Consider the following 24440-nt stretch of genomic DNA (forward strand, 5'->3'; position numbering starts at 1 on the left):
ATCACCCTTTGTATTTTAAAGACAAAAGTTCGTCGTTATAGTTGGTTTCCAGCCACGAGCGCAAAGAAAAATCAGCTAAAAAAAGTGAGGCCGTATTTAGCAAGCGTTCGGCTGAAATAATCTGATGATTAATCGCTGATAACAGCTGCACATCAACCTGGCTGAGCCTCTTCTGGTACAGCGCATTATTATACTTTCGATAGAGCGCATAATAATTCAGGCGCCCTTCATCCTCATAACAAGGCTCTCCCTCGTGGATCCGAAACGGTAAAGCCACCATCTTCAGCGTGGGATTTCGCACCACGTCCACATCGCCTGTCTGTACCAACCGTAACGACGTTTTCTGAGGAGGTGGAACGTGACTGTCATCGATTTCCACGGCGTACAGCAGCCATTCATACTCGATCAGCGCCAAATCGTGAGGCGACAGCTGACGTTGCTGACGCATAAAAAGCAGCAACTCTGTCGCCACCTGGTGAAATTCCGGTTGGCTGGCCTGATGCTGATGGAGAAAAGCCTCCGTCAGATCCTGAATATCTGCGTCTTTGATGAGTTGGCAAAATAAAGGAAAAACGCGTTGCAACACGCCGCCAATATTTTCTCTGACGATTTTCCGGTACAGCGACATACCGCGAGAACAGGTTTCGCTCGACGTTGTTCTGGCCCGAAGTTGCGCCGAAAACGTTGTCTCCATCTCGACCAATAATGCAGGTGCTAAATCATGTGTCGTCACAGGCACTCGCTTTTATAAAAGGTATTCCCTGATTTGCGTTAATTCCGCACATAACGTCTCCAGCGGCGGAACGTTGTTATCACACTCCAGCAGCAAAGGTCTCGCGCCATGAAACTGCACGGTCTGTTTTGCCAGCGCTAATACATCCTCCAGTACTGGCATTCCGTGGGTATCGAGGCGGAACTCCTCATACTCCAGATGACCTGCGATGTGGTAATAGATAATCGACGACGACGGAATGCTACGAATATACTCAAAGGCATCAAACCCATGATTACAGGCATTCACAAAGACGTTATTAATATCCAGCAGCATTCCACAACCGCTCAGGTTGAGCAGCTCGCCCCAAAATTCCGCCTCCGGCATTTCACCTGCATAGCGGTGATAGGTGGAGATATTTTCAAGAACCAACTGCCGCCCCATCATATTTTGAATCTGGTCAATACGTGCGGCTAAATAAGGCAATACATCGGTAAATCCGGGTACGGGCAGCAAGTCGTAGAGATACCCCTGGCGATCGCGAGAAAAGCATAAATGGTCGCTGTAAATATCAATATGGTATTCGTCGAGAAAACGGCGAACATCATTAATATATTCTTCATTTAATGGGCAACTATCGCCAATGGATAAACTCAGTCCGTGCGCAATTAACGGATATTTTTTACTGATGTCTGCTAACTGTTCTTTCCTCGCACCACCTATATTCATCCAGTTATCTGGGGCCAGTTCGAGAAAATCGATATCCTGACGGCGGGGTTGTTGCAGCAGTGCCGTAATATGCTCGCCGCGCAGCCCGATTCCTGCCCCCTCTGAGGTTATTTCCCGCATACGCCACTAACACATTTTTCGGCACTCGCCAGCTGGGAGGATTCAGGCTTATTTATGCCTTCCCCCGTCAGGCCACATTTACCATCTCTGGCACGCACCAGTTGATCCTGAGGGTCATACTTTAGCGCGGCCTGACTATAGATTTTCTCCGTACCGCATTTACCACTGGCACATTTACCGCTACTGGTCGGCGCTTTATTCTGCACCTGACTGGCGCTGCCGCTCGCCTCTGTTGCACTGGCGGGGTTAACCATTCCAGCGGTCATCATGGAACCCATGACGATTGAAAGGACAATATCTTTTTTCATCGGTTATTCCTTCGCATTGGCTAATGAAATCGGGAAACAGGAGAGATCGCGGCTGCTATAGACCGGACCGTGGTAATACTGTTTCACAATGTCGATGGACTGATCTTTGAGGCGCAACCCCTTGCCCATAAAGTGATTTAGCACCAGTACTTTGGGATTGATTTCAGCTGCCACCTTGCCCACCACATCCGGGGCGGCATGAATAAATTTTGAGGTTTCGTCAGTATCTTCATCAATGGCTAACGGCATCACCAGCATGTCCGCGCCTTTGGCAAAGCGGGCAAACGCTTTATTACTGCCATTCTGATCGGCTGAAACCACAATAGTGCCTTTCGCCGTTTCAATACGGAACGCAAGGCAAGGTACATCGCCGTGAGGAATCCCCAGAGCGGTCACTTTCATTTCATCGTCCTGGTATACCAATTGCGGCTCAGTGGCGGTGTAACTAATATCCTTAACGTGACTCGCAAGTTGTAAACCATCTGTCGCGTTATGCAGTCCATTCAGATAGGAGTAAGCGCCATTTTCTTTTTTAAAAAGCGCGTTAAAATATTGCGTCATTGACGGGAACACGCCGCCGCTTTCTGGCCCCGCAATATTAATGGTCTCCTTCTCCTTCAGGAAATAGCCGCCTTTTAAAATCGGTGCCAGATCCGAGACATGGTCAGTGTGGAAATGGCTGATGGCAATGAGTTTCAAATCCTCCAGACGGGCACCTGATTGGCCAAAACGTAAAAAAATACCGCCACCAGCATCAATAAGAATGGCCGACTTCCCATTTAGCCAAATAACCTCTCCCGATGAAGCACGCTGATCATCGGTAATCGGTCCGCCAGTGCCCAGCGTTTGCAGAGTGAAATCCTTATTTTCGCACTGCACCCCTGCAGCCAGCACATTGACAGAAAAAAACAGCGAAAGTGTCAACAATGACGCTTTTCTTAAATACATTAATTTTTTATTTCCTTCCATATCTATTTAACCCTGTGTATTAAGTGCTGAAATTTCTATTCCTGCCAGACAGTTAAAAATGTAAAGGAAATGTAATTCAAGTTTTAAATATGATAAAACCCATAATTTAACTTATCGATATCTGTTTTCTTGATAAGCAATGCCGCATGCAAAGAATCCTAGAGTAACTTGTATTAATTCACATCGTTACCCAAAATAACATTTGAAAAAGTAAGGGTTAATTTCGTAAATCATGAGCACGATAAAAAAGAAAATAAGCAAGAATAGCTAAAAATCAATTTAACGATAAAAGTGTTTTACTAAACCTGGCTACCCGATAAGCAATAATATTTACCTCGATAAAACACATTTTTACTCTGGGTTATATGCTTAACGAAGCGACACTATTGTACGCCTGGAGAAAAAATGAACGTCATACCCAGATTAGGATTATCCATAAAGCAATTACTATTACCCTTCGCCGCAATAACCACTGCCAGTATGCTCAGTCCTTCCGTGAGTGCGGAGTCACTACAGGAACAACAGCGGCGTTACCAGCAGGCGTGGCAGCACGCTAACGGTCCTCTGGTACAAACACCACCTGCCCCGCTTGCCGCATTTCTGGAAAAACAGGCCAGTAATCCTCCCGTGGTTTACGATACGTTAAGCACCAGAGAGGGGCTGGCGGCGCTGACCAAAGCTAACGTCACCACGTCCGACCCGATGGCAGCGGTGCTCAATGATGAAGTGGATACCGGCGAACGGCGCATCCCTGTTCGTATTTACCGCCCCACTTTGCAGGGAAAACAGGATGTTTTGCTCTTTATTCATGGTGGCGGTCATCTGAGTGGCTCGGTGGAGGTGTACGATCCCATTGCCCGCCATCTGGCAACAGCAACCGGAAACACGGTCATCTCTGTTGACTACCGCCGGGCACCGGAAAGTCCCTATCCGCAAGGGCTTTCTGATGCGCGGGCGGTGACAGAACAGGTCTGGACGCTGCTGGATCGTCTGCATATTCCATATCAGCGTCAGCTAACATTAGTCGGAGACAGCGGTGGCGGCGCCTTTAGCGCTACGCTTGCGCAGGCATTCTCACGCACTCATCCGGGATTGATTAATCGACTGGTGCTTATCTATCCGAGCCTGGATTACACCCTGACCTGGCCGTCAGTAAAAGAAAATGGCACGGGAAAGCTGTTAGATGAAAGTAAGATCCGCTGGTATTTTCACCAGTACTTTCAGCATGGCGAAGATCGTCAATCGGCGTCGCCACTCTACCTACCTGTCAGCAAAGAGTTCCCGGAAACACTGGTATTCAGCGCAGGCCTTGACCCTCTACGTGATGAGGGATTTGCTTTTGTCGCCCGGCTGAAAGCCGCAGGAGTATCGGTGAAGCACCGCCATTTCCCAGGCATGGTCCACGCCTGGCTCATGCTGGAAGACAAAGTACCGGAAGAAGCGAGGGCAACCTATCAGACTATTGGGGAGTTCGTTCGCCATTCGCGCTGAATCTGTTGGCAGAGGGAAAATTGGCGTATTAACTTGTGGGAACAACGGCTGTAAGCGGTTTCCCGTTAACACGCCGTGTTCCTCGACGGTCTATTATGCGGTCGGTGGCGTACCTTCCGCATTGGACAGCACGACATCAATCTGGATTAACGCATCATGAGGTAGCGCAGCAACCCCCACGGTGCGGCGGGCCGGAATCCCTCCAGGGAAGAAGGACGCATAAACATCATCGACTGCCTGACTCTCTGCGATGTTCTTCAGGAAAATATTAACCTTAACAACATCCGTCATCGCGTGGTCGATACTTTCCACGATGGCTTTAATATTGTTCAGGCATTGTTCGGTCTGCGATTTTATGTCTCCGCTGACCATCGCCCCTGTTTTTGGATCTAACGGTAATTGCCCGGAAACATGATTGTAATGAGAGAACGCAACTGTTTGTGTATGCAGTGAACTGGTTGGGGCATTAATTGTATTATGCGCCTTAATAACGATCCCGTGACGGTCTTCAACTGCCTGGGGCGGCGTACCATCGCCATGAGAGACTACCGCTTCAATTTGTACTAACGCATCCATTGGCAGCGCACTGGCGGCGATGGTAGTACGCGCAGGTAAATAGGCGGCGCTACGGGCAATCGATGAATCAGGGAAAAAGGTGGTATAAACTTCGTTGACCGCATCAATATCGGCAAGATCTTTAAGATAGAGATTAATTTTAACGATATCATCAAAAGGAACATCAATGCTGTGCAGAATAGCTTTAATATTATTTAAGCATTGTCTGGTTTGATCTTTAACACCACCGGTGACCAGTTTGCCTGATGTTGCGTCTATCGGTAATTGTGCGGAAATATTGTTGTAATGAGAAAATGCCACGGTTTGTGTCGACAGAGGACATACTGGCGCATTTACTGTGTTATTGGTCAGTTTGATAAGATCGCCTGATTGCGGCGCGCCCGGGATCGTACCCTCACCGTGGGAAATCAGCGCTTCAATTTGCACTAACGCGTCCATCGGCAATGCAGCAACAGCAACCGTCGTGCGGGCAGGAACATAGACAGGGAAATAGGATTTATAGACCTCATTGACCACGCCCATATCTTTAATATTCTTCACGAATACCGTGATTCTGACGACGTCATTCATAACATGGTCGATGCTTTCCACAACGGCTTTAATATTTTTAAAGCATTGCTCAGCCTGGGCTTTTATCCCGCCAGAAACCAGTTTTCCCGATGTTGGATCAACAGGTAATTGAGCAGAAATATGATTGTAATGAGAAAAAGCCACCGTTTGTGAATAAGGACCTAAATCTTTTGGCGCATTTCCCGTATTTCTTGCTAATACTGCATTGTAACCACTCATAATAGTACTCATCTTAGTCTGTTAAAATATCATGGGTTGCGCGAAACAGATCTTTCGCTAAAACTGCCGTAATACGGATTACTGGCATGTGGTGTATCGGGCCTGCAGGAGCGCACGCCCGACACACCTCAAAGACATACCGCAGTGGTTACGGTCTGATGCAGGTGCCGGCAAGACCCGCCAGCGTATCGTCGATACGAGCCAAAGAGCCTATCCAGGCAGGTTTTTGTCGGCGGTTAACATAACCACTGACTGCCGTCACTTTCGGCCCCATTGATCCATCTTCTTTGGCAAACGGGATCAGCATTTCCGGCGTCGCTTCACGAATCGGTCGTTGCATCGGGGTTCCCCAGTGTTCGTACACCGCATCCGCATCTGTCAGGATCACCAAACCGTCAGCATCAATCTGTTCCGCCAGCAACGCGGCGGCCAGATCTTTATCAATAACCGCCTCTGCTCCACGTCCGTTTTCCGTAACGGGAACACCGCCGCCACCGCAACAAATCACCACATCGCCTTGTCCCAGCAGACGACGAATCGCGTCGCTTTCCTGGATGCTTACCGGCATCGGTGACGGCACAACCCGACGCAGATATTGACCATCGCGCTTCAACGTCCAGCCATACTGCTCTTCCAGTTCTGACTGCTGATCAGGACGATACACCGGGCCGATAAACTTCTCCGGTTTTGCGAAAGCAGGATCCTGTTCAGACACCTGAATGCGTGTCATCACCGTCGTCACCTGAGGCATACCAGGCTGACACATCAGGCGCTGCGCCAGCATAAAGCCGATCATGCCCTGAGTCTGCGCCACCAGCACATCCAGCGGATAAGGGGTCACATCCCGATAAGCGAGATTTTGCAAAGCCAGCAATCCGACCTGGGGGCCGTTGCCGTGCACAATCGCCAGCCTATATTCTTGCGCCAGACGAGCCAGAGCCGATACGGCACTGTCGATATTACGGTACTGATTTTCGACCGTCAGCGCTTCGCCGCGCTGTAGTAACGCATTGCCGCCAAGGGCAACGACCAGCGTTTTCATTCGCTATCCTCTAATAAAGTGTTGCGCTAGCCAAAACCCCAACAGCGTATCTGCGCCTGAGGTATGTCCCATCGCCAACAGCGACGCCGTTGCCGCCGTCATACGACGACCGGAACGTAGCGCAAAGACAAAGTGCAACAACGGGGAGGCAAAACATCCCCGTGCGGCGTATTGCAAGTAATTGGCACTGACCTGAGTCGTCGCCGTATGCAGAGAACCTGAAGCACGAAAAAAAGCGTTGCTGTTATGCACGTTGAGCCACCCCGCCTCCCAGGCAGCCAGCATCATGCCGATCAGCATGTCATCCTGGCTGGGAGTCAGACCCGGGCCTCGCCCCAGCCATAACGTCCAGTCGATATCCTCTCCGGCGAGGGACGCGGAAAAACAGTGCAACATCTGTCTCAGTTCAGGGAGTACCGGTAATCGCGTGGCCTTCGATAAAGGGCCAAATAATCCCGTCTCGTCCGCCCGGTCGATACACGACCCCGGGAGAAGGCTGATCTTTTCGCCAGCCGCCAGCCGCAACGAACACTGTCTGACGGGCGGCAAAAGCAACGATCTGCCCATTTGAATCCCGGAATCTGTCACTACGGGCATCGCTCCCGCGATAATTTCCCGGCTCAGTTGCGTAAAGTCATGATGGCGTAATACCCATCCACCTGGGCTTATCCCCCGACCGGCATGATGCAAGGTCAGTAAGGCGCCACCCTCAACATAGAGGGTGATCGTCCGGCGCCAGACGCCACCGGTACGCCATGTCTGGCGAAAATCAACCGCGTCCTGGCAACCCAAAAGTGGGTGGATATCATGCATCACGTTGCCCTTAGCTCACGCCCATCTCTTCCGCCAGAGCTTCCAGCGCTTGCTCAAAGCAGGCCAGCGGTGCTCTGACAGTCCCGGCACCAATCTGTCCGATGCCCGCATCTTTATGGGCAATACCGGTATTAATGAGCGGAGTGATCCCGGTCTCCACAACCCGACGGATATCAAGACCCAGACACGCGCCCTGGAAATCCCAGCCCGGGATCTGCAATTGCATATTGCGTTCAAGGAAGATTTCCGCCATTTCTTCGGAAACGGATTTCGCCGCATCCATCCCGCCTGCGCCGACAAACCGCGTGACACCCGGTGCGGCTATCATTGCCGCGCCACCAATACCGAATGTTTCCGTAATAGCGCTGTCGCCCATATCCGGGTTAGCCTGCTCCTGCGAAAAACCGGTAAAAAACAGGCCCTGAGGCGTATTCACTGGCGCGGTAAACCAGCGATCGCCAAGGCCGCTGACGCGGATCCCGAACATGTCGCCGTTACGCGTCATTGCCGTCACAATGCTTCCGGCGCGAATTTGCGCCCCGGCGTCCATCGCGGCTTTGCAATAGGCCATCGCTAGGTTCAGGAAGAACTGATCGGTGATCGCCAGGAAGCTCATTACTTCGGAGATCTGTTGTTTATCGTGGTCGAGTTGCGCCATATGAGGCGCCAGGGTGCGCATCAGTAATGCGGAAGTGGCGATATTACGCTGGTGAAATTCATCGCCCATGGTGATGCCCTGCGCCATCATGGCGGTGAGATCCACGCCGTTATCCATGCGATGTAGCGCGGCACTCAATACTGGCATCAGCACATCACGCATCCAGCGCTGACGTTGCAGTACATCTTCGCCGTAGGCGCCAAAACGCATGACTTTGCCGATCCCTTCGTTAAGATTGCAGTAAGCACGGTTTCCCTGCTTGATATTCTCCACAACCAACATTGGCATTCCCGGCGAGGTGATACCGCCCATCGGCCCGACGGCATTCACATGATGGCAGGGGATAAAGGTGATCTCACCGCTTTCCAGCATTGCGGTTGCCGTTATCTCATCCTGCGCCCAGCCTTCAAAGAGACAAGCTCCGATACAGGCCCCTTTCATTGGGCCAGTCATATCCTGCCAGCGCATAGGCGGACCGGCATGCAACAAGGTTTTTGTCTCGTTCAACTCCGGAATCAATGAACCGGCAGGCTTGACATCCAGCCAGTGCGGGCGTGCATTGCGGATCTGTTCAATTACTGCAGCATTGGCTTGAGCCAGTGATGTAAACATAATGTCCTCTTATTGCAAACGTGCTAATAAACGTGCCAGTTTTTTATTTCCGCCAGCGATCGGTGCCCACTGATAGTGAACTACCGGCGTGCCAGCGGACTGTAGATCCAGAGCGAAGCTGCGCAGACCGGCATTGATCACCGCCACCCCCTCCAACAAGCTGGCAGGTTGCCCGCGTTCCACGGCCTGCGTTGCGCTAATCAGTTCTGCCGCCAGAAGCGTGGCCTCCGGCAGGGTATCCACCACCATCACCCCCGCGTCTTCGAGTATGGCTATCTGGCGGGAACGGCATTGCGGATCGCTGTCAGTACCGGTAACGGTAGCAATAATGTGCAACGGCTGGTCTTCTGTGCGCCCGGCAGTAGCGCGCTGACACGCCTCTACCAGCGACTCTGCAGGTTCCTGCGTGGCGCCATAACCAATCACCACATCCAGCAGCAATACCCCTACCTGACTGTCATGAGCCAGCGAGGTAATCAGTTGGTGACGCAGGGAGGGATCAATCATGGGATGCGGACGCCCGACGGTGTAAAAATCATCACCGAGATCGATAATCTGATGACCGTCGTGGTTGAGCATCATGCCGTTGGGATGATCGGAATCGGTCTGAATAGCGAGACGATCAGCAAGCAGACCGGCAGCTTCTGCCGCCAGCGTACCACCGGTATACAGGCCGAGAATTCGTTGACCGGCCACTCTGGCCAGTGACTCGCGTCGGCGTATCACGCGGGACAACAGACACGCCAGTCGCGCCGCCTCATCCAATGTACGGGCAAACCAGACATTTTCATCACGCATCGCGGCCGGAACATAGCCCAAAAACAGAGCCACAACCGGCTTACCGCTTTGCTTCATGGTGGTAATGATCTGCTGGCGTACGGACTGGGCTGGGGGTTTGGAAACAAAGGTGATCAACTGGCTTTGCTCATCATTCGTCAGCATTTCCAGCGCGCTCAGGGCGCTAATGCCACCGACATCCTCACTTAAATCACGACCGCCGAGACCGATAGCGTGGGTAATCCCTTCACCGCCGAGAGCGATTTGCGACACCAGTTCCTGAATACCGGTGCCGGAAGCACCAATGACGCCGATATTGCCGTGCGGGACAACGTTAGCAAACGCCAGCGGCGTTCCGGCAATCATCGCGGTGCCGCAATCCGGCCCCATCACCAGCAACCCTTTATCTCTGGCGCGGGTTTTTAATGTAATTTCATCCGCCAGAGAAACGTTATCGGAGAAGATCATGACATTCTTGTCATCATCAAGCGCCTGATGCGCCAGTTCAGCAGCGTATTCACCGGCAATAGAGATCAGGGTTAAATTAGCCTGAGGCACCTTCCGGGTCGCGCTTTCCCAGCGACGTACCACTGACAACGACTGGCCCTGATGACCTCCCTGCGCCAACGCAGTTAACGCCGCCTCCAATTGGGCGTTGATGATGCCAGTGATCGCGTCATCGGCATCATCCGTGCGAATCGCTACGCAGATATCATTGGGTGTCGCAGTCGTAAAATCGTCATGCCAGAATCCTGTCGCCTCCAGCAGAGATTTATTGGCAGGTGTTCCCATCATAATTGAAACATCATTAACGTTTTCAGATTCGCTCAATTTCCGCGAAATAATCATCAAACTGACAGAATCCTGAAAACAGCCCTTTTTGATAAAGGCATGAATCATATTAACTCCCCAATAATTGCACCCATTGCAATTGAATGAGCGTGATTGTTCTGTAGTAAGGCTAGCGCCACAAAGTAATTTATAGCGTGACTAAAATCACATGAAATTTATTACCAGAATAATTCAAATAGTCCCGATGAAATTAGTGCATTTTTTCAATTAATGGATTCATTTAATTAACCACAACAAATTACGCAAGATTATCAAATAAAATCTAACTATATAGTTTTACGCTGACGGATCACAGTTTGCTTTTATTTTCCCGGTATATTCGTCGCCAATAGCGTTTTAAGCTTTACACCGTCGTTAAAAGGAAGGCAGATGAGAATCAGTCGGGAAACACTTCAGCAGCTAATTATCAACAAGCTAACCAAGGCAGGGCTTACGCATGACCACGCGACGACTGTCGCCGATGTATTAGCTTATGCCGATGCCAGGGGCATTCATTCTCATGGCGCTGTGCGTGTTGAGTATTACGCAGAACGTATTTCGAAAGGCGGGACCAACCGAAGTCCGCTATTCGAATATGAACAAACCGGCCCCTGCAGCGCCATTCTGCACGCAGACAACGCTGCAGGTCAGGTCGCCGCAAAAATGGGGATGGAAAAAGCCATCGATATGGCGCGTGAAAATGGCGTGGCCGTGGTCGGTGTTCGCCGAATGGGTCACAGCGGTGCGATTTCCTACTTTGTCAATCAGGCAGCTCAGGCCGGTTTTATCGGGTTATCGGTCTGTCAGTCAGACCCCATGGTGGTGCCTTTTGGCGGTGCGGAGGTCTACTACGGTACGAACCCGTTAGCATTTGCCGCGCCGGGAGAAAATGACGATATCATCACCTTCGATATGGCGACCACCGTACAGGCATGGGGGAAAATTCTCGATGCTCGCTCACGCCAGGAAAATATCCCGGATAGCTGGGCTGTCGATAAGCATGGCGCGCCAACCACCGATCCTTTTGCGGTGAATGCGCTGCTCCCGGCTGCGGGTCCTAAAGGTTATGGATTAATGATGATGATCGACGTACTTTCCGGGATTCTGATGAATCTTCCGTTTGGTCGTCAAGTCAGCTCCATGTATGAAAACCTGAGTAAGGGTCGTGAATTAGGCCAACTCCATATCGTTATTAATCCGGAATTTTTCTCTTCCAGTAATTTATTCCGCAAACACATCAGTGAAACCATGCGTGAATTAAATGCGATAAAACCAGCGCCGGGTTTTTCACAGGTGTATTACCCAGGGCAAAACCTGGATATCAATGAAAAATTGAGTGCCAAAGATGGCATCGATATTGTTGACGATATTTATGAATATCTGGTTTCGGACGCCATTTACCTCCGTTCTTACGAAACCAATTCCCCATTTGCCCAATAAATTCAGAATCAGGAGTTGCACATGACTAATCATTTTCGTCAGGCAATTGAGGATACATTACCCTGGCTTTCTTCATTTGGCGCCGATCCGGCAGGTGGACTGACGCGTTTACTTTATTCTGACGAATGGCTGGAGACTCAGCTCGCTTTTAAAAAACGGATGAGCGAGAGCGGGCTGGAAACCCGATTTGATGATGTCGGAAATTTGTATGGCCGACTGACCGGTACCCGCTATCCGGACGAGGTCATCCTGAGCGGCTCCCATATCGACAGCGTGGTTAACGGCGGCAATCTTGATGGCCAATTTGGCGCACTCGCAGCCTGGCTTGCCGCGAGCTGGTTGAAAGAGACTTACGGCCCGCCGCTGCGTACGTTCGAAGTGGTGGCGTTGGCGGAAGAAGAAGGCAGCCGCTTCCCCTACGTTTTCTGGGGCAGCAAAAATATTGTCGGTCTCGCCAATCCGTCTGATGTGCAAAACATCACGGACGCCAAAGGCATCGGTTTCACCGAGGCGATGAACGCCTGCGGCTTTACCCTGCCCAGCTCACCGGTGCCGGCACGTAAAGATCTTCGCGCATTCGTCGAACTGCATATCGAGCAAGGTCGCGTGCTTGAAGCTAATAAGCAACCGATCGGCGTGGTGAATGCCATCGTTGGTCAACGCCGCTACACCATTACGCTGACCGGCGAAGCGAACCACGCCGGAACCACGCCGATGAGTTATCGCCGTGATACCGTACATGCATTCAGTCGCATCTGCTGCGAATCCATCGCCAAAGCCAACGCTCATGGCGACCCGCTGGTGCTGACGTTCGGTAAGGTCGATCCCCAGCCAAATACGGTCAATGTGGTGCCGGGTAAAACACTCTTCACCATTGATTGCCGCCATACCGACGCCGACGCCCTGAAAGCGTTTACGGCTGAGCTGGAGGCAGATATGCAACGCATTTGCCATGAGATGGAAATCGGTATCGATATCGACTTATGGATGGATGAAGCTCCGGTGCCGATGGATGTCGGGCTGGTTCAACAACTCACGGCGCTTTGCGAGAAAGAGAATCTGAATTACCGTCTGATGCACAGCGGAGCCGGACACGACGCGCAAATTTTTGCGCCTACCGTTCCGACCTGCATGATTTTCATGCCCAGCATCAACGGTATCAGCCATAACCCACTGGAAGAAACGCTGATTGGCGATCTTGCAGAGGGCGTAAAAACACTGGCGTTAATGCTGCACCAACTGGCCTGGACTGAATAAGGAAACTGAAATGGGATATTTAAATAATGTTGTGGGATACCGTGAAGACTTACTGAGCAGCCGCTCCATCGTCCGACATGGCAATTTTGCACTGCTGACGCCGGACGGACTGGTGAAAAATATCATTCCCGGTTTTGAGAATTGCGATGCCACTATTTTGTCCACGCCGAAACTGGGGGCATCGTTTGTCGATTACCTGGTCACCCTGCATGAAAAGGGCGGCAATACTCAGGGCTTTGGCGGTGAAGGCATTGAGACGTTTTTATATGTTATCAGCGGTGAAATCACGGCCGGTGTCCAGGGACAAACGTTTACCCTGACTCAAGGCGGTTATCTGTATTGCCCGCCGGGCGATCTCGTCACGTTTACCAATAATCTCGCGACCGATAGCCAGGTATTTCTCTATAAGCGCCGCTATGTGCCGACAGAAAACCACGCGCCGTATCTGGTTTCAGGCAATGTCAGCCAACTGGAGCGTATTCATTACGAAGGGATGGACAATGTCATCCTGATCGACTTTTTACCCAAAGAGCTCGGCTTTGATATGAATATGCATATTCTCGCTTTCGAGCCAGGCGCCAGCCACGGGTATATCGAAACACATGTTCAGGAACACGGTGCCTATATTCTTTCAGGTCAGGGTGTCTACAACCTGGATAATCAGTGGGTGCCAGTGAAGAAAGGCGATTACATTTTCATGGGCGCGTATTCGTTACAGGCTGGTTATGGCGTGGGAGGGGAAACCTTCAGCTATATCTATTCGAAAGACTGCAACCGCGACGTTGAAATCTAAATATGAAATCGGTCTAACCACTTTTGTTTAGCTATGTTGGATTTTGCCACGGTGTAAACCGTGGCTTTTTTATTGTTTCAGCGACGAACCTGTTGGCCCATTTTCATTACGCAAGCTATATTGCGCGCGCAGTGGTACAGGTTTTGTTCTCCTTTCGCCAGAACTTCTGACAAAGGGGCCAGCGCCGGCAGAATACTGAATACCGCATCGATACCGTGTTGATGCACAACCTCAACGTCTTCACTCAGAACCCCCGCAATACCAATCACCGGAACCCCATATTTTTGGGCTACACGCGCCACGCCAAGCGGTGCTTTCCCGCCGGTGGTTTGTGAGTCAATACGTCCTTCGCCAGTGATAACCAGATCCGCCTCCCTGATAGAGTCATCAAGATGAACGGCATCAATAACAATATCGATTCCGGGTTTCAGGGTCGCGTTGAGGAAAATCCGCGCCGCCACGCCCATACCGCCCGCCGCGCCACCGCCTATCAGCGTTTGCACCTCCTGCCCGGTCGTCATCTGGATAACCCGGGCATAGTTCTCCATACCCCGTTCCAGTATTTCAACCATTGCAGGGCTGGCACCTTTTTGCGGTGCAAACACCACCGAGGCGCCACGAGGCCCCGTCAGGGGATTATCAACATCGCACGCCACTTCAATCCGGCACTCAGCCAGGCGGGGATCGATTTGGCTCATATCAATACGCGCCAGCCGCGCCAGCTCTCCGCCACCGTAGCCCAGATTCTCGCCGCTGGCATCAAGGAATCGCACACCTAACGCCTGCGCCATTCCCATTCCGCCATCCACCGTCGCACTACCGCCAATCCCCAGGATCAAGTGGCGAATACCCGCATCCAGCGCATGGCGGATAATCTCACCGGTGCCGTAACTCGTGGCCAGTAGAGGATCGCGGGCTTCAGCGGGTACCAACATTAAACCGCTGGCAGCAGCCATTTCGATAAATGCCGTATCACCCGCACCGTTGTGTCCATAAAAGGCCGGAACGGCCTCTCCCATAGGTCCCGTGGCCATCAGGGAGATAACACGGCCCCCGGTCGCCTCTACCATCGCAGTGACCGTCCCTTCCCCACCGTCGGCAATGGGCAGACAGACGCAATCCGCCTGAGGAAATACCGACAGAAAACCAGCCTTAATCGCGGCAGCACATTTTTCCGCACTGACACTTTCTTTAAATGAGTCAGGAGCAATTACAATTTTCATTGTTAATCCTATTGTTGAGCAATTATTTAATTCGATCCCAGGGAATGAGATTTTCCATGACCAGCGCTAACAAAATGCCGACCAACAATCCGTTACTGAGCAGAGGACGCAGGGCCAACGGCAGTTCCTGTAGATACACCGGCGGTAAGCCCATCAAAAAAAGTCCCACAAATAACGGCAGCGCCAGACGGTAGATATTCCTGGCAGTGAAGGTGATTTGTTTGCTGAAAGACAAACTGGAATAGAGCAACGGCAAGTAAGAAACCAGCATCACGGCGCTGCTGATCGGTAACGGCAAGGTGGTGAAGAAATGGGTTAGCGGCGTAAATAGGCCAACGATCAGACAACAAAGGCATCCCAGAATAAAGGGCAGGCGCGAACGTTCCCCGGTTTGCGTCAATAGTCCAATGGAGGAGACAAAGGGAGAAAACGGCACCACACTCAACGGGAGGGTGAGTAAGGTCATTAATCCTGAAACTACAAAGCTGCGACGATAACGCGAACGTCCATTTTTTTGTTCTGGGTAGAAGACGTCCGTCCCACGCAGCGCGCCATAGGTATTGGTAATATTGACCAAACCAGCCAGCATCGCGGTCAGAATAATCCCTGGTCGTAGGGCGCCATGGCTGCCCAGTGGAAACCACTGCCAGTGGATATGCCCTGATGCCACCGACGCAGGTGGCGTTTGAAATAACAGATACCACCCACCCCACCCGACCAGCGCGCCAATCAACAAGGCATAGCGGGCAATTTTGTCAGGCAGAAAAATAATCATCCACAGGATGAAAAACATAACCAGCAGCGACAAGCCAAACGGGACCAGTTGTAGGGTGCTCTGTGGCTGCGTCGCACCGAACGGTAGCCCAAGCATGCCCTTAAAAAAGATAGAGGTGAGTTGCGCACCCAGTAACAGCATAAAAAAGACCATCACCGTGGGACTGAAGAGCCTCGCCAGACGATGTCCTGCTCCGCTTACGCCAATGAGGATGGTTAGCAACGATGACAAAAAAATACCGACGGCCAGACTGGTGGCGATGCTGTCTATCCCGGTACCGCGTGCGGCTTCCCCCACCGTGACCGTCAAAATTGTGCTCCACCACAGTCCGGTCGGGCCCTCCATAATCGCCCGACGGTGTCCACACAGCGCCTGAGCAAGACACGCCAGTCCTGTTGAAAGAAATCCGTATTGCGTCAGGGTAATCAGGGCGCTGGCCGGAAGTTGAAACGCAGACTGAAGTGTAGGCGGGACCACGACGGTATTGCAGAAGATAAAGAAAAACCACTGAAAACCAGCCAGGGTATTACGTCGATTAACCGGAAATACAGCCATCCGATGCTCCTGAAGAAGCGCCCGTCAAACAACGGGCGCTGGGCGTGAATTACTGCTGGTGTTTGAGAATAAACTGGCCTTTCGGTGCAATCGGGAAGCCTTGCTCGATGTCATAAATCACATCGCCGCGCAGCAGCGTTTTCGCAATACGCGCTCCAATTGTACGGCCAACGTACGGGCTAACTTTATGGCGATATTCCAGATCTTCTGCCGTCAGCACATAGCTGCTGTTCGGCTGGATAAAGACCAGATCGGCGTCTTTGCCCGGCGCGATACGGCCCTTATGCTGCAGACCAAAAATATCTGCCGCGTTGGTCGCCATCAGACGCGCAAACTGGGTTAATGGCATACCCCGTTTTTGTACCGCTTCGTCAAACATCACATCCATGCAGCTCTGCAAACCGGCGATGCCGCCCCATGCCTGCATGATGTTGCCTGCTTTCATTTCCGGAGGGCACGGTGAGTGGTCCGAAACCAGACAGTCGATTTCACCGCCCAGCAGTTTGTCCCACATGCCTTTCTGGTTTTCAGCATCGCGGATCGGTGGCGAGCACTTCGCCAGGGTGCCGATTTCTTCAAACTGATCGGTATCCAGTACGAAATAGTGCGGGCAGGATTCACAGGTTACGTCCTGGCCTTCCTGACGGGCGCGGGTGACTTCCGCAACGCCTTCCGGGCTGCTGATATGGCAAACGTGCAGACGGCAACCGGCGACTTTCGCCAGATACAGCACGCGACGAATGGCTTCAACTTCGGTAAATACCGGACGGGACGCCACATAATCGTGAGCGCTTACGCGGCCTTCGCGCTTCGCTTCAGCACCGAGTTCGTCACAAATCAGCGCATTTTCACAGTGGACTAAAACCGGTTGCTTCAACTCGCCCAGTTTTTGCGCCCCTTTGAAGAACTGAAAGTCGTTAACGTCGCGGAAATCATTATCAACCGCACGATCGCCACAGGTGGCAACGAAGCACTTAAACCCAACCACGCCGACTTCATCTAGCTCGTGCAGACGATCCAGGTTATAAGAGACCAGACCGCCCAGTTGTGCTGCATCGATAGTGAGTTTGCCCTTAGCCGCATCGAATTTGAGTTCAATGGTTTCGCGATCAACGGTCGCTGGCAACTGGTTCAGCGGCATTTCGATCATCGTCGTGATGCCGCCCTTAGCTGCTGCACGAGTGCCGGTTTCATAACCTTCCCAGTGGGTACGGCCCGGTTCAGAAATGTGAGTGTGGGCGTCAACCATACCCGGTGAAACGACCAGTCCGGTGGCGTCCATAACCTGCGCTGCTTCGCCCAGGTTTTCACCGATGGCCGCGATTTTTCCGTCTTTCACAGCAATATCAATAATTCTGGCTTCATTTTCTAAAATGACAGTGCCGTTCTTAATAATTAAATCAAATGACATATGATGTTCCTTATAGATATACAGATGTTTAATGTTCTCTTCCATAGCCTTACACGCCATGGTTAAAACTTATTTAATTTATGATGTTATTTAGTTGCATTGTTGTATTGCTGTACTGCTACCTTAGGCGCTTTTTTTAATAAAGCATAAGCACCGAAGGCAACGATAACGCCAACAAACCATGACACGCGAGAAATCGGCTCCAGCATGGGAATAAATTTCCCGCCCAAAGAGATAACTACTGCCACCAACGTTACCGAGAAAGCCGTAAGATTAAATCCATTATCGAAATACTTATAATCACCCTGCGCAGTATAAAGCTCGTCAAGATTAATTTGACCACGCATCACTACGAAATAATGCGCCATCATCACGCCAATCACTGGCCCCAACATACCACCAATAATATCGAGGAAGAGATAAATACTGTCCTGATTTTCCATTAATTTCCATGGGCAAATTAACAGACTGATAATACTGGCAATCAACACGCCATTTTTATACGTAAGTTTCGTCGGCGCAATTGCCGCAATCTGGTAGCCTGCCGGAATAATATTCCCCGTCGCATTCGTTGAAATAGTGGTCATCAAAATAACCAGTACCGCAAAGAAGGAAGCAAAGAGGCTATCCCATTTTTGCACAATATCCAGAACATTCCAGGTATCAACGCCATAGTGGATACTGGCGCCAGCAATAATCGATACCCCGGCAATCGCGAACAGAACATAAGCGACGATAAATCCCAGCGTCTGCCCTAGCATCTGATCTTTAAACGAACGTGCATTCTGGGTAAAGTCTGAAGCACTCACCGCAGGGGCTGCCCACACCGCCACCACCGAGTTGATCACCACCAGTAACAGAAAACCGCTGTTCTGTGATTTTTCGACACCCTGAGGCAAGTAGTCGAGAATTGGACCAATACCCACCAGCGAGATAGCCCAAATTGCCATGCCGCCAAACACGATGTAAATACACGGGTTGAGGATGGCAGTAAACTTATTTAACACCTTACCACCGCCAAAACCAATGCCGACGTTAACCAGCCAGAAAATCAGAAAGGCAATCAGTCCCGGCAATGACAGGCCCAGCAATTTGAAATCGCCTCCCAGGTTCAGGAACTCCGGCCATATTTTCCCGAGTAAGATTAAAAATGCTAACGATCCGGCGTAGCATTGCAAACCAAACCACATAATGGCAGCGATACCGCCTCTCAGAATGCCCGGTAATAATGCACCGCGGACACCATAAGAAGCACGTAATATCATGGCGAACGGAACGCCATATTTACTTCCGGCGGCACCATTTAATACCATAACCAACGCAATGAAGAACGCACTAAAAATAATGGCCATCATAATACTGAGCGTTGATAACCCAAGAATGAAAAATCCACCCACCATTACATAATTTGGCACATTATGTACGGAGCCCATCCATAGGGTAAAATAATTAAATGCTTTCCAGTTACGTTGAGACTCGCCTTTAGGCAGTAAGTCGTCACTATAACCTCTGTCCTGGTATAACTTTCTACGTTGTTCCATAATACCCTCTATTTACGCATCAGATTACGTTTACAGGTTTAGCTAAGCGGAACAAATCAAATAATAATAACAATTAATAAATTTATAATTATGACTGCGAAAATGAACAACTGACTACCGGCTTCCTTTTATAGAGTGTGGCTACTGCAAATAAAAGTGTACCTGTGGTGACCAGACCAGCAGAAATCATAAAGCTCAGTTCTTTCGAGCCTGTCAGGTCAGAAATAAACCCCGTCAGCATCGGTGCGATGATGGCGGAACTCATCCCAAAAAAATTAAACAGACTGAAGGCGCGCCCCATATTTTTTGCCGATGCCTGTTCTGATACAAAAGAAATCAGAATTGGGTCAACCGCCATTTTTCCCAGTAATCCGTACAACACCAGACTCACCATCAGCGTCGTCGCGGTAGGAGACAACACGGTGGCGACCAGCATGACAGCCGCCAGGACTTCCAACGCCAATATCACTTTCACCTTACTTTGGTGAAACTTATCTGCCAGGTGGCTAAAGAACAGCGCACCAGGTACGCCCGCGACGGCTACCATCGCCGAAGCCAGGCCAATGGTGCTTCCATCAAATCCGCGCTCAGTCTGCAGAAATGACGGCAACCATGTCGCGATCAGATAGTAGCCATAACAGGTACAGAAATAGAGAAAGTACACGCTGCATAACAGCGGGGAATACAATGACCCAGGGGTTTCCTCCTTTGTCACGGTTTCCGCTTGAGCAGACACATTATCTGCCGCCACGCTGGTATTCACTTTGCGACGGATAACCATCATGAAAACACACAGCATAACCACCAGAATCGCAGCCACAATGTACAGCAGGTTATGCCACGGCATATGCAGGCTTTTGACCAGATAACTGGAGCCTATCAAACCGATGCCCATGCCGATCGCCGCCCCACTGTTAATGATGGCGTTAGCCAGCGCGCGCCGTTCTTGTGGAACATTGGCCGACGACAGCGAATAGGCAGAACTGAAAAAGGAGGCGCATCCCGCTCCGGCCAACATTGAACCGATATAAATCAACTTCAATGTATTAGCGTTAGCGATACATAACGTGCCCAGTATGAAGACCGAAAAACCACACATCAGTATGATTTTCTGCCCCACTTTATCCACCAGTATTCCGCATGGAATTTGCATACCGCAGTAGGCAAGAAAATAAAAACTGGCGATCGCACCGACTTCTGAATTACTGATATTTCCCAGTGACGCCTGTATTTCAGGATAAACCGGAGTCAAAATTGTTCGATAGATCCATATTGCCACCCACCCCAGACTCATGACGACGATGATCTTCTTCCAGTAATTATCCGCCGCTTTATTATTCTGACTCATAATCTCGCCTGCTTATTACAATATCTACGCATTACTAAAATCGCTGCATTTAGAGCAGCGATTTTCCATTAAGAAAGTTTATGATTGGCCATTAATTCCAGCGCCTGAACAAGGGCTGAGTGATCCATTTCGCTGCCGCCATTCGCTGCACAGGTATTAAAGAGTTCCTGACAGGTCGCCGTATTCGGCAAATTCAGTTGCAGCGCTTTGGCGCTCTGAAGCGCAAGGTTTAAATCTTTCTGATGCAATGCAATCTTAAAGCCCGGATTAAACGTGCGCTTTAACATGCGTTCGCCATGAACTTCCAGAATACGTGAGGCAGCAAATCCACCCATTAATGCCTGACGCACGCGGGCAGGATCAGCCCCCGCTTTTGAAGCAAAGACCAGTGCTTCTGAAACGGCTTCGATATTCAGGGCGACAATAATCTGATTCGCCACTTTGCAGGTCTGACCGTCGCCATTACCACCCACCAGGGTGATATTTTTACCCATAATGTCAAATAACGGTTTTACACGTTCAAAGACCGCCTCTTCACCACCAACCATAATAGAGAGCGTACCTTCACGTGCACCGATTTCCCCACCGGATACCGGCGCATCGAGATAGTCACCGCCTGCTTCCTGGACCTGTTTGGCAAAACGTTTGGTTTCAATTGGCGAAATAGAACTCATGTCGACAATTGTTTTGCCCTGCAGACTCACACTGGCACATCCATTGGCACCGAACAGCACCTCTTCCACGTGTGGCGTGTCAGGAACCATAATGAAGATAATGTCAGAATGTTCAGTAACCTGTTTTGCGGTTTCGACATGTTTGGCACCCAGTGCAAGCAGGGTGTCGGCAACCGGTCCAATTGTCGTAACGTGTAAATCATGTCCGGCGCTGGCGAGACGAACGGCCATCGGCGTTCCCATAATACCCAGACCAATAAATCCCAGTTTCATCATCAACCTCTTAAATTTATACATTTACAGATTTGGGCAATAGTTATCCCTTCCCCATTGCGGAATAATAAATACTGCCCAATAATGGATTACGTATTAACGATAACGTTCAAACCATGTTAAACCGGCTTCAGTGGTAGTCTGCGGTTTATATTCACACCCCACCCAACCGTCATAATTTGATTCCGCAATACGGTTAAAAATATACTCGTAATTAATTTCCCCGGTACCCGGTTCACCACGATGTGGATTATCTGCAATTTGCAAATGTCCGATGCTATTAGCATAGGTTTGCATGGTTTGAGTTAATTCACCTTCCATTCGTTGCATATGATAAATATCATATTGAATTTTCAGGTTATCGCTGCCAACCTCAGCAATAAGCGCAAGCGCTTTTTGCGTTCCCGTCAAATAAAAACCGGGGATATCATAGGTATTAATCGGTTCAATCAGCAGCAGAATATTTTCTTTCGCCAGGGCCATGGCCGCAAAGCGCAAATTATTCACCAGCGTGCGACGAACCTCTTCTTCACAAATCCCCTGTGGCGTTTTCCCGACCAGACAGTTAATTTTAGGCGTACCTAATACTTTGGCATAACGTATGGCCGCCATAACGCCTTCGCGAAATTCCTCTTCACGCCCAGGAATACAGGCGATACCACGTTCACCTGCCACCCAGTCTCCGGCCGGTAAATTATTCAGAACAATTTCAAGCTTATTTTCCGTGAGCTTTTGCTTCAATACATCGATGTCGTAGTCATAAGGAAACATGAATTCAACACCGTGAAATCCACTGGCAGCGACTTTTTCAAATCGTTCTAAAAAATCGTACTCTTGAAAAAGCATGGAAATATTGGCAGAAAAGCGCAACATCGTTGACCTCACTTATTCATATTTCATGAAACAGGTTTCAGTTGGCGCATCGAGTGCGCTGTCAGTCACTTCTTCAAACTCCGTCACGTTATCCAGTTCGCTTCCCATCGAGATGTTGGTCACGCGCTCAAGGATCACTTCTACGACGACTGGCACACGGTATTGATTCATCAGGACTTTAGCTTGTTCAAGCGCGGGAGCAATCTCCTGCGGTGTGGTGACCCTGATCGCTTTGCAACCCAGGCCTTCAGCCACTTTCACGTGATCCACGCCATAGCCGTTCACTTCACTGGAGTTAATGTTTTCAAAAGCCAGTTGTACGCAGTAATCCATATCAAACGCGCGCTGAGACTGACGAATCAGACCAAGATAGGCGTTATTGACCAGGACATGGATGTAAGGAATGTTGAACTGCGCGCCGACAGCTAGTTCTTCGATCATGAACTGGAAGTCGTAGTCACCCGAAATAGCCACCACATTACGCTGCGGATCCGCAGTGCAAACCCCCAGCGCTGCCGGGAGAGTCCAGCCAAGCGGCCCAGCCTGGCCACAGTTGATCCAGTGGCGATCTTTAAAAATGTGCAGCATCTGCGCGGCAGCGATTTGTGACAACCCGATCGTCGTGACGTAACAAACATCGCGGCCAAACGCTTTGTTCATCTCTTCATACACGCGTTGTGGTTTGACGGGGACGTTATCGAAGTGAGTTTTACGCAGCAGCGTCCCTTTGCGATGCTGGCATTCCGCCACCCAACGCTCGCGGCATGGCAGGCGCCCTTCTTTTTGCATCTGCTTAGCCGTTTCAATCAGTAACAACAACGCTTCTTTTGCATCAGACACGATTCCCAGATCCGGGCACAGTACGCGGCCAATCTGCGTCGGTTCAATGTCGATATGAATGATCTTACGACCGTCAGTATATTTCTCTACTGAACCGGTATGGCGGTTAGCGAAGCGGTTACCAATGCCGAACACCAAATCAGAAGCCAGCAGGGTCGCGTTACCGTAACGATGGGCAGTCTGCAATCCAGCCATCCCGGCCATCAGCTCATGATCATCGGCGATACAACCCCATCCCATCAGGGTCGGGATCACTGGCACCTGGGTGATTTCCGCGAATTGTTGCAGCAATGCCGCCGCATCCGCATTGATAACGCCACCGCCTGCGACGATGACCGGGCTCTCGGCCTGAATCAGCATCTCCAGCGCTTTCTCTACCTGCGCTTGTGTAGCGGTCGGTTTATATGCTGGTAACGGAGCATACAGTTCCGGGTCAAATTCAATTTCCGCTACCTGAACATCAAAAGGCAGATCGACAAGCACCGGGCCTGGTCTGCCGGAGCGCATCAGATGAAATGCTTTTTGCAACACACCCGGAACCAGCGCCGCTTCGCGAACCGTTACGGCCATTTTGGTCACTGGCTTGGCGATAGATTCAATGTCTACGGCCTGGAAATCTTCTTTATGCAGTCGTGCACGCGGTGCCTGACCGGTAATACATAAAATAGGAATAGAATCGGCTGAGGCAGAGTACAGACCGGTGATCATGTCCGTTCCGGCAGGCCCGGAAGTACCCAGGCACACGCCGATATTACCAGCAACGGCGCGGGTGTAGCCTTCCGCCATGTGCGAAGCCCCTTCAACGTGACGGGCCAGAATGTGGCGGATGCCGCCATGCTTGCGCATTGCAGAATAAAACGGGTTGATGGCTGCACCGGGTACGCCGAATGCCGTGGTGATGCCTTCTTTTTCCAGAATATACATTGCCGCATCCACGGCTCGCATTTTTGCCATTTTCTTCCTACCTCATGATTTTGGAAAATTTTTCCAATATTAAAATTTGTGAAAAA

The 24440-nt window shown here is 50.5% G+C and carries 21 protein-coding genes; 4 read left to right on the top strand and 17 right to left on the bottom strand.

The features are described 5' to 3' along the window. Window position 1: 1 nt before the first annotated feature. The 4 genes from JM656_RS18795 to JM656_RS18810 are packed head-to-tail and all read right to left on the bottom strand — an operon-like array spanning window position 2 to window position 2817. Complete coding sequence (locus JM656_RS18795; protein WP_203359069.1) at window positions 2–733, bottom strand: putative DNA-binding domain-containing protein; 732 nt, start codon at window positions 731–733, stop codon at window positions 2–4. 12 nt (window positions 734–745) lie between these two features. Continuing rightward, entirely contained in the window at window positions 746–1561 is an 816-nt protein-coding gene (locus JM656_RS18800) for a DUF692 domain-containing protein (protein ID WP_203359070.1), read from the bottom strand. Next, a complete protein-coding gene (locus JM656_RS18805; protein ID WP_203359071.1) occupies window positions 1549–1869 on the bottom strand; it encodes a hypothetical protein in 321 nt (106 codons plus the stop codon). The genes JM656_RS18800 and JM656_RS18805 overlap by 13 nt, the downstream gene beginning before the upstream one ends. Before the next feature lie 3 nt (window positions 1870–1872). After that, a complete protein-coding gene (locus JM656_RS18810; protein ID WP_203359072.1) occupies window positions 1873–2817 on the bottom strand; it encodes an MBL fold metallo-hydrolase in 945 nt (314 codons plus the stop codon). A gap of 426 nt (window positions 2818–3243) precedes the next feature. On the opposite strand from JM656_RS18810, the gene JM656_RS18815 reads away from it, so the two are divergent. After that, window positions 3244–4329 (top strand): alpha/beta hydrolase, encoded by a 1086-nt coding sequence (locus JM656_RS18815; protein ID WP_203359073.1) that lies wholly within the window; start codon window positions 3244–3246, stop codon window positions 4327–4329. A gap of 93 nt (window positions 4330–4422) precedes the next feature. On the opposite strand, the gene JM656_RS18820 is transcribed toward JM656_RS18815, so the two are convergent. From JM656_RS18820 to JM656_RS18840, 5 genes are all read right to left on the bottom strand, one after another. Further along, window positions 4423–5694 carry a RidA family protein gene (locus JM656_RS18820; RefSeq protein ID WP_203359074.1) on the bottom strand — a complete coding sequence of 424 codons (1272 nt, stop codon included), beginning with the start codon at window positions 5692–5694 and terminating at the stop codon, window positions 4423–4425. Between the two features lie 148 nt (window positions 5695–5842). Next, on the bottom strand, window positions 5843–6736 hold the full coding sequence (locus JM656_RS18825) for a carbamate kinase (RefSeq protein ID WP_203359075.1): 894 nt from the start codon (window positions 6734–6736) through the stop codon (window positions 5843–5845). 3 nt (window positions 6737–6739) lie between these two features. Continuing rightward, the gene (locus JM656_RS18830) at window positions 6740–7549 is read right to left on the bottom strand and encodes a DUF2877 domain-containing protein (protein ID WP_203359076.1); all 810 of its coding nucleotides are present in this window, start codon (window positions 7547–7549) and stop codon (window positions 6740–6742) included. Between the two features lie 10 nt (window positions 7550–7559). Continuing rightward, window positions 7560–8819, bottom strand: a complete 1260-nt coding sequence (locus JM656_RS18835; protein ID WP_203359077.1) for a DUF1116 domain-containing protein — start codon at window positions 8817–8819, stop codon at window positions 7560–7562. A gap of 9 nt (window positions 8820–8828) precedes the next feature. Then, entirely contained in the window at window positions 8829–10496 is a 1668-nt protein-coding gene (locus JM656_RS18840) for an acyl-CoA synthetase FdrA (protein WP_203359078.1), read from the bottom strand. A gap of 321 nt (window positions 10497–10817) precedes the next feature. Here JM656_RS18840 and allD point away from each other — a divergent pair, with 321 nt between their 5' ends. Genes allD through allE form a run of 3 tightly spaced genes read left to right on the top strand, consistent with a single transcriptional unit; the run spans window position 10818 to window position 13917 of the window. Further along, a complete protein-coding gene (allD, locus tag JM656_RS18845; protein WP_203359079.1) occupies window positions 10818–11867 on the top strand; it encodes an ureidoglycolate dehydrogenase in 1050 nt (349 codons plus the stop codon). A 21-nt stretch (window positions 11868–11888) separates the two neighbouring features. Next, window positions 11889–13124: an allantoate deiminase gene (allC, locus tag JM656_RS18850; protein WP_203359080.1), complete on the top strand. Its 1236-nt coding sequence runs from the start codon at window positions 11889–11891 to the stop codon at window positions 13122–13124. A 10-nt stretch (window positions 13125–13134) separates the two neighbouring features. Further along, window positions 13135–13917: a (S)-ureidoglycine aminohydrolase gene (gene allE, locus JM656_RS18855; RefSeq protein ID WP_203359081.1), complete on the top strand. Its 783-nt coding sequence runs from the start codon at window positions 13135–13137 to the stop codon at window positions 13915–13917. A 77-nt stretch (window positions 13918–13994) separates the two neighbouring features. Here the strand turns inward: allE and glxK are convergent, their stop codons facing one another. The 8 genes from glxK to gcl form a co-directional block, all read right to left on the bottom strand. Further along, window positions 13995–15140 carry a glycerate 3-kinase gene (glxK, locus tag JM656_RS18860; protein ID WP_203359082.1) on the bottom strand — a complete coding sequence of 382 codons (1146 nt, stop codon included), beginning with the start codon at window positions 15138–15140 and terminating at the stop codon, window positions 13995–13997. A 22-nt stretch (window positions 15141–15162) separates the two neighbouring features. Beyond that, the gene (locus JM656_RS18865) at window positions 15163–16470 is read right to left on the bottom strand and encodes a uracil/xanthine transporter (RefSeq protein WP_203359083.1); all 1308 of its coding nucleotides are present in this window, start codon (window positions 16468–16470) and stop codon (window positions 15163–15165) included. Window positions 16471–16519: 49 nt separating this feature from the next. Continuing rightward, on the bottom strand, window positions 16520–17881 hold the full coding sequence (gene allB / locus JM656_RS18870) for an allantoinase AllB (RefSeq protein WP_203359084.1): 1362 nt from the start codon (window positions 17879–17881) through the stop codon (window positions 16520–16522). Window positions 17882–17967: 86 nt separating this feature from the next. After that, complete coding sequence (locus tag JM656_RS18875; protein ID WP_203359085.1) at window positions 17968–19422, bottom strand: putative allantoin permease; 1455 nt, start codon at window positions 19420–19422, stop codon at window positions 17968–17970. An 88-nt stretch (window positions 19423–19510) separates the two neighbouring features. Beyond that, a complete protein-coding gene (locus JM656_RS18880) occupies window positions 19511–20770 on the bottom strand; it encodes an MFS transporter (protein ID WP_203359086.1) in 1260 nt (419 codons plus the stop codon). A 68-nt stretch (window positions 20771–20838) separates the two neighbouring features. After that, the gene (gene glxR / locus JM656_RS18885; protein ID WP_203361328.1) at window positions 20839–21717 is read right to left on the bottom strand and encodes a 2-hydroxy-3-oxopropionate reductase; all 879 of its coding nucleotides are present in this window, start codon (window positions 21715–21717) and stop codon (window positions 20839–20841) included. A 96-nt stretch (window positions 21718–21813) separates the two neighbouring features. Beyond that, the gene (gene hyi / locus JM656_RS18890) at window positions 21814–22590 is read right to left on the bottom strand and encodes a hydroxypyruvate isomerase (protein WP_203359087.1); all 777 of its coding nucleotides are present in this window, start codon (window positions 22588–22590) and stop codon (window positions 21814–21816) included. Between the two features lie 12 nt (window positions 22591–22602). Then, window positions 22603–24384, bottom strand: a complete 1782-nt coding sequence (gene gcl, locus JM656_RS18895; RefSeq protein ID WP_203359088.1) for a glyoxylate carboligase — start codon at window positions 24382–24384, stop codon at window positions 22603–22605. Between the last annotated feature and the right edge of the window lie 56 nt (window positions 24385–24440).

The sequence above is a fragment of the Citrobacter sp. R56 genome, assembly GCF_016811995.1.
In the GTDB taxonomy this organism is placed as follows: domain Bacteria; phylum Pseudomonadota; class Gammaproteobacteria; order Enterobacterales; family Enterobacteriaceae; genus Citrobacter_D; species Citrobacter_D enshiensis.

What these genes read in the sequence shown, in the direction of transcription:
- glxK (WP_203359082.1), bottom strand. Translation starts at nt 15,140, where the DNA reads ATGAAAATTGTAATTGCTCCTGACTCATTTAAAGAAAGTGTCAGTGCG.
- JM656_RS18805 (WP_203359071.1), bottom strand. Translation starts at nt 1,869, where the DNA reads ATGAAAAAAGATATTGTCCTTTCAATCGTCATGGGTTCCATGATGACC.
- JM656_RS18815 (WP_203359073.1), top strand. Translation starts at nt 3,244, where the DNA reads ATGAACGTCATACCCAGATTAGGATTATCCATAAAGCAATTACTATTA.
- gcl (WP_203359088.1), bottom strand. Translation starts at nt 24,384, where the DNA reads ATGGCAAAAATGCGAGCCGTGGATGCGGCAATGTATATTCTGGAAAAA.
- hyi (WP_203359087.1), bottom strand. Translation starts at nt 22,590, where the DNA reads ATGTTGCGCTTTTCTGCCAATATTTCCATGCTTTTTCAAGAGTACGAT.
- allE (WP_203359081.1), top strand. Translation starts at nt 13,135, where the DNA reads ATGGGATATTTAAATAATGTTGTGGGATACCGTGAAGACTTACTGAGC.
- allD (WP_203359079.1), top strand. Translation starts at nt 10,818, where the DNA reads ATGAGAATCAGTCGGGAAACACTTCAGCAGCTAATTATCAACAAGCTA.
- JM656_RS18840 (WP_203359078.1), bottom strand. Translation starts at nt 10,496, where the DNA reads ATGATTCATGCCTTTATCAAAAAGGGCTGTTTTCAGGATTCTGTCAGT.
- JM656_RS18875 (WP_203359085.1), bottom strand. Translation starts at nt 19,422, where the DNA reads ATGGAACAACGTAGAAAGTTATACCAGGACAGAGGTTATAGTGACGAC.
- glxR (WP_203361328.1), bottom strand. Translation starts at nt 21,717, where the DNA reads ATGAAACTGGGATTTATTGGTCTGGGTATTATGGGAACGCCGATGGCC.
- JM656_RS18865 (WP_203359083.1), bottom strand. Translation starts at nt 16,470, where the DNA reads ATGGCTGTATTTCCGGTTAATCGACGTAATACCCTGGCTGGTTTTCAG.
- JM656_RS18830 (WP_203359076.1), bottom strand. Translation starts at nt 7,549, where the DNA reads ATGCATGATATCCACCCACTTTTGGGTTGCCAGGACGCGGTTGATTTT.
- allC (WP_203359080.1), top strand. Translation starts at nt 11,889, where the DNA reads ATGACTAATCATTTTCGTCAGGCAATTGAGGATACATTACCCTGGCTT.
- JM656_RS18880 (WP_203359086.1), bottom strand. Translation starts at nt 20,770, where the DNA reads ATGAGTCAGAATAATAAAGCGGCGGATAATTACTGGAAGAAGATCATC.
- JM656_RS18825 (WP_203359075.1), bottom strand. Translation starts at nt 6,736, where the DNA reads ATGAAAACGCTGGTCGTTGCCCTTGGCGGCAATGCGTTACTACAGCGC.
- allB (WP_203359084.1), bottom strand. Translation starts at nt 17,881, where the DNA reads ATGTCATTTGATTTAATTATTAAGAACGGCACTGTCATTTTAGAAAAT.
- JM656_RS18800 (WP_203359070.1), bottom strand. Translation starts at nt 1,561, where the DNA reads ATGCGGGAAATAACCTCAGAGGGGGCAGGAATCGGGCTGCGCGGCGAG.
- JM656_RS18810 (WP_203359072.1), bottom strand. Translation starts at nt 2,817, where the DNA reads ATGTATTTAAGAAAAGCGTCATTGTTGACACTTTCGCTGTTTTTTTCT.
- JM656_RS18820 (WP_203359074.1), bottom strand. Translation starts at nt 5,694, where the DNA reads ATGAGTGGTTACAATGCAGTATTAGCAAGAAATACGGGAAATGCGCCA.
- JM656_RS18835 (WP_203359077.1), bottom strand. Translation starts at nt 8,819, where the DNA reads ATGTTTACATCACTGGCTCAAGCCAATGCTGCAGTAATTGAACAGATC.